5 protein-coding genes are annotated in these 6,981 nt (G+C 70.1%); 2 read left to right on the top strand and 3 right to left on the bottom strand.

Features of this window, described 5'->3' with window-relative positions; genetic code table 11:
- Positions 1-289: 2-hydroxyacid dehydrogenase (locus tag Q8L83_RS16750; RefSeq protein WP_305288992.1), on the top strand; the 289-nt coding region annotated here is incomplete at its 5' end.
- Positions 290-443: 154 nt separating this feature from the next.
- Here the strand turns inward: Q8L83_RS16750 and Q8L83_RS16745 are convergent.
- From Q8L83_RS16745 to Q8L83_RS16735, 3 genes are read right to left on the bottom strand one after another with little or no spacing between them, the layout of a single operon-like run.
- Positions 444-1,049, bottom strand: a complete 606-nt coding sequence (locus tag Q8L83_RS16745; protein ID WP_305288990.1) for an HAD family hydrolase — start codon at positions 1,047-1,049, stop codon at positions 444-446.
- A 58-nt stretch (positions 1,050-1,107) separates the two neighbouring features.
- Positions 1,108-3,789, bottom strand: coding sequence for a DNA mismatch repair protein MutS (mutS, locus tag Q8L83_RS16740; protein ID WP_305288988.1), 2,682 nt, complete (start codon positions 3,787-3,789; stop codon positions 1,108-1,110).
- Positions 3,790-3,823: 34 nt separating this feature from the next.
- Entirely contained in the window at positions 3,824-5,152 is a 1,329-nt protein-coding gene (locus Q8L83_RS16735) for an MATE family efflux transporter (protein ID WP_305288986.1), read from the bottom strand.
- A gap of 202 nt (positions 5,153-5,354) precedes the next feature.
- Between Q8L83_RS16735 and Q8L83_RS16730 the strand changes: the two genes are divergently transcribed.
- The gene (locus tag Q8L83_RS16730) at positions 5,355-6,899 is read left to right on the top strand and encodes an NAD(P)/FAD-dependent oxidoreductase (protein ID WP_305288984.1); all 1,545 of its coding nucleotides are present in this window, start codon (positions 5,355-5,357) and stop codon (positions 6,897-6,899) included.
- Positions 6,900-6,981 lie beyond the last annotated feature (82 nt).

Here is a 6,981-nt window from a genome sequence, read left to right as displayed (position 1 = left end):
GCCCCACGCCATCCTGATCAACACCGCCCGCGGCGAGATCGTCGACGAGGACGCCTTGATCGACATCCTGGCCAAGGGCGAGATCGCCGGCGCCGGCCTCGACGTGTTCGAACACGAGCCGGCGGTGAACCCCAAGCTGCTCAAGCTGCCCAATGTGGTCCTGCTGCCGCATATGAGCTCGGCCACGGTGGAGAGCCGCGTGGACATGGGCGAGAAGGTGATCATCAACATCCGCACCTGGATGGACGGCCACCGCCCGCCAGACCGCGTCATCCCGGCGATGCTTTAGGCCTACCAACTCGGCGGGGGGCGACGCCCTGCGTGCTTCGAGGCTCGCGTTGCTCGCACCTCAGCATGAGGGAGGTGGGGTGAGCCTGGACCTCTCATTTGTCCTCATCCTGAGGCGCCGCGAAGCGGCCTCGAAGGACGAGGGCGGCCGCACGTTAGCCGGCTTGCGCCTCGGCGATGACATCGACCACCGTCTGCGTGCCGTCCCAAAGACCCGCCCGCCAGCCGCAGGCCCGGGCGGCCTCCACATTGCGGGGCGAATCATCGATCAGCAGCAGCTCGTGCGGCGCATGGGCTGTGCGGTTGGCGACCGCCTCGAAGAAGGCCGGGTCGGGCTTTCCGCAGCCATAGTCGGCCGCATAGTGGATGGCCGCGAAACGATCCTTCAGGCCAAGCTCGTTCCAGAGATAGGCCGCCCGCAGGTGTTCCTGCACCGTGGCCAGATGCAGGCCGTACTGGCCGTTCAGGGCCGCGAGCTGGTCGAGAAAGCCCTGGTCCAGGTGGGCGTCCTTGGAAAACCAGTAGGCGGTGAGCGCTTCCGGCGTCAGGTGCGGCGCAAAGTCCGGCAGGGCGAGCGCCAACCGCTCGTGCAAATCCGCCCGGCCAGCCATCACGTCGGGCCAGTGGATGGCGAAGAAGGCGCTCTGGAACTTCGCTGGGTCGACGCCCAGATCGGCCTCGATCGTATGGTCCCAGCGCAGGCCGTCGGGATGGCGGATCACCACCCCGTCCACGTCGATCATCAGGGTGCGGACGGTCATGGCGGGCTCCTGTCTGTTTGCGGCTTCTAGCCGACCAGGGCGACGATGGGGTGACGGCCTAGGACAACTGTCCCTTGAGCCGATAAAGCGCGTCCATCGCCTCCCGCGGGCTCATGCCGTCCAGGTCCAGCGCCCGCAGCGCCTCCTCCACCGCGCTCGGCCCAGGGGCGTCGGGCTCGGCTACGGCCAGGGCGAACAGGGGCAGGTCCTCCAGATGGGCCGGGGCGCCCTGCTCGCGTTCGAGGCGGTCGAGCACCTGGCGGGCGCGGGCGACCACGGGCGCGGGCACGCCCGCCAGCTTGGCCACCTGGACGCCATAGGAGCGGTCGGCGGGGCCGGGACCGGCCTCGTGCAGGAAGATCAGGTCGCCCTTCCACTCCTTGGCCCGCATGGAGAGGTTGGCCACGTGGGCCAGCCGGTCCTCGAGCACCGCCAGCTCATGATAATGGGTGGCGAACAGGGAGCGGCAGCGGTTGGTCTCGTGCAGGGCCTCGGCGCAGGCCCAGGCGATGGCCAGGCCGTCATAGGTGGCCGTGCCGCGGCCGATCTCATCAAGGATGACGAAGGACCTGGGCGTCGCCTGGGTCAGGATGGCGGCGGTCTCGACCATCTCGGCCATGAAGGTCGAGCGGCCCCGGGCCAGGTCATCGCCGGCCCCGACCCGGCTGAACAGGCGATCGACCACGCCCAGCCGCAGGGCCTGGGCCGGCACGAAGGAGCCGGCCTGGGCGAGCACGCAGAGCAGCGCGTTCTGGCGCAGGAAGGTCGACTTACCGGCCATGTTCGGCCCGGTGACGATGGAAAGTCTGGCCGCCCCTGCGCCGGCCCCGTCCAGGCGGCAGTCATTGGGGGTGAAGGGCTCGCCGGTCCTGCGCACCGCGGCCTCAACCACAGGATGGCGGGCGGCTGTCGCCTCGAACACGCAGGAGCGATCCACCACCGGCCGCGTGGCGCCGGCCTCATCGGCCCATTCGGCGAGGCCAGAGGCGACGTCCAGGCTGGCGGCGGCGAAGGCGGCGGCCTGGATGGCGTGGGACACGCGGCAGGCGGCCTCGCGCCAGGCCTCGAAGGCGGCGACCTCCATGGCCAGCGCCCGCTCGGCGGCCTGGGCGATCCTGGCGTCCAGCTCGGCCAGTTCGACCGTGGTGAAGCGGACCTGGTTGGCCAGCGTCTGGCGGTGGATGAAGGTGGCGTTCAACGGCGCCCGCATCAGCGGCTCGGCGGCCTTGGCGCTGGCCTCGACGAAATAGCCGAGGACGGCGTTGTGGCGGATCTTCAGGGCGACGCCGCTCTCGCTAGCCAGCTGCGCCTCAAGGCCGGCGATCACCTTGCGGCTGTCGTCGCGCAGCGCCCGGGCCTGGTCCAGCTCGGGACGGACGCCGGGCGCGACAAAGCCGCCGTCCCGGGCCTGGGCCGGCAGGTCGTCGCCAAGGCCCTTGGCCAGCATGTCGCGCAGCTCGGCGAGGCCAGACTGGACGGCGAGATCCAGGGCCGCCAGGGCCTGGGTGGTTTCCGGCGGCGGGGCGGGATCCAGGGGCTCCGGCGCGGCGAACAGGCCGGTGATGGCGGCGCCGGCGGCCAGGCCATCGCGCAGGCAGCCCAGGTCCCGCGGACCGCCGCGGCCGAGCGCCAGCCGCGACAGGGCCCTGGCCATATCGCCCATGGACTTCAACTGCCCGCGCAGGTCCTGGCGCAGGGGCCGGCGCTCGCAGAAATAGGCCACCGCGTCCAGGCGGGCGTCGATGGCCGCCGGCTCCACCAGGGGCCGGGCCAGGCGGGTGGCCAAGAGGCGGGCGCCGGGCGCCGTCACGGTCCGGTCGATGGCGGCCAGCAGGCTGCCCTCGCGGCCGCCCGACAGGCTGCGCTCGATCTCCAGGCTGGCGCGGGTGGCCGGATCGATGGCCATGACCTCGCTCTCGCCGACCCGCCGCGGCGCCGACAGGGCCGGCAGCCGTCCGGCCTGGGTGGTCTCCAGATGGGCGGCGATGAGGCCGAGCGCTGAGATCTCGGCGCCGCTCAGCGCCCCGAAGCCGTCCAGGGTCTCAACCCCGTAGAGCCGCTTGAGCCTGGCCTCCGAGGCCGAGGGCTCGGCGAGCGCCTGGGGCATGGGCTGGACGAAGCCGCCGACGCTGCGCAGAGCCTCGGCCGCCGCTGCGTCGGCGAACAGGCGGTCGGGAACCAGGATTTCCGAGGGTGAGAGCGCCGCCAGCGCCGAGGCCAGGCCCGCAGGGTCCAGGGCCAGGCATTCGACCTCGCCGGTGGACAGCTCCACCGAGGCGATGGCCGCCTGGCCGGCCCGAACAGCCACGGCGGCCAGGCGATTGGCCCCGCGGGCGTCCAGCAGACCATCCTCGGTGAGCGTGCCGGGCGTCACCACGCGGACGATTTCGCGCCGGACGATGGATTTCGAGCCGCGCTTTTTCGCTTCGGCCGGGTCCTCCATCTGGTCGCAGACGGCGACCTTGAAGCCGGCTCGGATCAGCTTGGCCAGATAGGCCTCGGCCGCGTGCGCCGGGACGCCGGCCATGGGAATGGGTTGGCCCCCATGATTGCCCCGGGCGGTCAGGCTGATGCCCAGCGCCGCAGCCGCCTTCTGGGCGTCCTCGAAGAACAGCTCGTAGAAGTCGCCCATGCGGAAGAAGATCAGCGCATCGGGCTGCGCCGCCTTGGCCTCGAAAAACTGGGCCATGACCGGCGTGGCGCCGGCCGCATCCGGCAGGGTGGGAGAGGGGGCGTTCATGAGGCCGCCAAGCTAGCGGGGCGCAGGGATTCGGTCATCCCTTTGCGGTCGACAGCCTGCGACGCATCAGGCCCGGCAGCATCAGGGCCTGGCCGGCGCCCCTGGCGGCGAAGAACAGGGTGAAGGCCAGCCAGAGCCCATGATTGCCCAGGGGGGCGGCCAGGATCAGGGCGGCGACGAAGACCGCCAGGGCGCCTGCCATGCTGAGCAGCATGGCCCGCGTCCAGCCCGCGCCGATGAACACCCCGTCGAACACGAAGGATGCGACCCCGGCCAGGGGCAGGGCCACCACCCAGAGCGCATAGAGGCCGGTGGTCTGGGTTACGTCCGCATCGGTGGAGAAGCTGGCGGCCAGGGGCGCGCCGAGGACGAGATAGGCCAGCGCCATCAGTCCGGCGGCGCCAGCGCTCCAGATCAGCAGGGCGCGGACCGAGCGGGCGAACAGGCCCGGGTCCCGGGCGCCGGCGGCCTCGCCGCACAGCACCTGGGCCGCACTCTCGAACCCGTCGAGCATCAAGGTGGCCAGCATGAAGAGCTGGAAGAGGATGGCGTTGGCGGCCAGCACCACCGCGCCCTGCTGAGCGCCGGCGCGGGTGACCATCACGGTGGCGCTCATGAGCAGGATGGTGCGGATGAAGAGGTCGCGGTTGAGGGCGAAGAGGGCGGCCAGCTCCGCCCCGGCCCAGGTCTGGCGCTTGCGGGCGAGGGTCAGGGCCTGGCGGGCCGGCGCTTCACGGGCGCAGATGGCCAGCAGGGCCGCCGTCTTCAGACCTTCGGAGATCAGGGTGGCGACGGCCACCCCGGCCACGCCCCAGCCCAGCCCCAGCACCAGGCCGACGTCGAGGGCCACGTGCAGCAGGTTGGCGGCGATCTCCACGACCAGGACCGCGCGGACCTGGCGGCGGCCGATCAGCCAGCCGATCAGCACGGCGTTCACCAGCCAGGCGACGCCGCCCACATAGCGGATGTCCACATAGGTCCGCGCCATGGGCGCCACCTCTTCCCCGGCGCCCAGCAGGGCGAGCCCGGCCGGAACCGCCAGCGGCCAGAGGACCAGCAGCAGCGCGCCGATCCCCAGGGCCACGGCCAGGCCCCGGGCCAGGGTGGCGGCCTGGGCCGCCGCATCCCCGCGGCCGGCGGCCTGGGCGGTCAGCGCCACGGTTCCGGTCTTCAGGAAGTTGAAGACGATCAGCAGGGTCATCAGGAGCTTGGCGCCGACCTCCACGCCCCCCTGGGCGGCGGCCTCCCCCAGCCGGCCGATCACCCACATGTCGGCCAGGCCGAACAGGGCGGTGGCCACATTGGTCAGCATGGACGGCAGGGCGATGGCCAGGATCGGCCGCCAGAGGGGCGCAGGGGTCATGGCCCTGCCGTGGCCGCCGTCGGGGCGGGGGTCAAGCGCTTGCGTCGTCGTCGGCTAGTCTGATGATAGGCTGCGGTCGCGGGACGCAGGGGCAACATCCCCCTCGCCAAGTGATCGTCGATCACATACCTTGATTTCCATCAGGGATAACAGAGCGCCAGGATCACACTGGCGGCAGGGAACGACAGGGAAGAGGTTTTCCATGACCAGCGTGGATGTGGCGACAAAGGCTCCGCAGGCGACAACCGGCGTTGAGCATTTCGACGTGCTGGTGGTGGGCGCGGGCATTTCCGGGGTCGGGGCGGCCTGGCACCTGACCCACCAGATGCCTGGCACGAGCTTCGCCGTCCTGGAGGCCAAGGACACCTATGGCGGCACCTGGGTGACCCACCGCTATCCCGGCGTCCGCTCCGACAGCGATCTCTACACCTTCGGCTACCGGTTCAAGCCGTGGCGCGGGGCGCCGATCGCCACCTCCCAGGAAATTCTCACCTATATGGACGAGGTGATCGCCGAGAACGATCTGGCCCGCCACATCCGCTATGGCCACAAGATCGTCCACGCCGCCTGGTCCAGCGAAAAGAGCCTCTGGACGGTGAATGCGGAGAAGACCGCCACCGGCGAGGCCCTGACCTTCACCTGCGGCTTCCTGTGGATGTGTCAGGGCTATTACCACCACGACGAGGGCTACACGCCGGAATGGCCGGGCATGGCCGACTTCAAGGGCGCCATCGTCCATCCCCAGACCTGGCCCGAAGACCTGGACTATACGGGCAAGAAGGTGGTGGTGATCGGCTCCGGCGCCACGGCCGCGACCCTGGTGCCGGCCCTGGCCCAGAAGGCCGGCCACGTGACCATGCTGCAGCGCTCGCCCACCTATTTCGCCACGGGCCGCAACGCCAACGAACTGGCCGACACCCTGCGCGACCTGGAGGTCCCCGAAGAGTGGACCCATGAGATCGTGCGGCGCAAGATTCTGAAGGACCAGGGCATGTTCGCCCACATGGCCCGGGAATATCCTGACGCGGTGAAGGACGAGATCCTCAAGAACGTCGCCGCCGTCCTGCCCGAAGGCTTCGACATGAAGCACTTCACCCCCAGCTACCGCCCCTGGCAGCAGCGCCTGGCCTTCGTGCCGGACGCCGACCTGTTCAAGGGCATCTCGTCGGGCAAGGCCTCGGTGGTCACCGACCAGATCGAGCGGTTTACCGAGAACGGCATCCTGCTGAAATCCGGCGATGTGCTGGAGGCCGACATCATCATCACCGCCACGGGTTTTCGCCTGTCGGTGATGGGGGACATCCCCTTCGAGGTGGATGGAAAGTTCGTGGACTGGGGCCAGACGCTCACCTATCGCGGCATGATGTTCACCGGCGTGCCGAATCTGGTTTGGGTGTTCGGCTATTTCCGCGCCAGCTGGACCCTGCGGGTGGATCTGATGGGAGATTTCGTCGCCCGGCTGCTCGGCCACATGAAGGCCCGCGGCGTCGAGAAGGTGATGGTCGATCCCGGCGAGGCCGGCGCGACCATGCCCCGCGGTCCCTGGATCGATCCGGACAACTTCAATCCGGGCTATCTGATGCGCGACATGGACAAGATGCCCAAGTGCGGTGACACGCCCGAATGGCGCCACACCCAGGACTACTGGGTCGAGCGCGCCGACATCCCGGCCATCGACCTGGACGGTCCCGTCTTCCGCTATGACGACCAGACGGCGACGACCCGGGCGGTCGAGGCGGCGGAGTAGGGGGCTCAGGGCCCTCTATCCACCTTTTTTGCCGTCATGGTCGGGCTTGACCCGACCATCCATGAACACTGGATCTGCCGCG

It is taken from the genome of Phenylobacterium sp. (genome assembly GCF_030680185.1).
Classification (GTDB): Bacteria; Pseudomonadota; Alphaproteobacteria; order Caulobacterales; family Caulobacteraceae; genus Phenylobacterium.
Note: the sequence above shows the minus strand (reverse complement) of the source record. Positions and strands in the feature narration are given on the sequence as shown.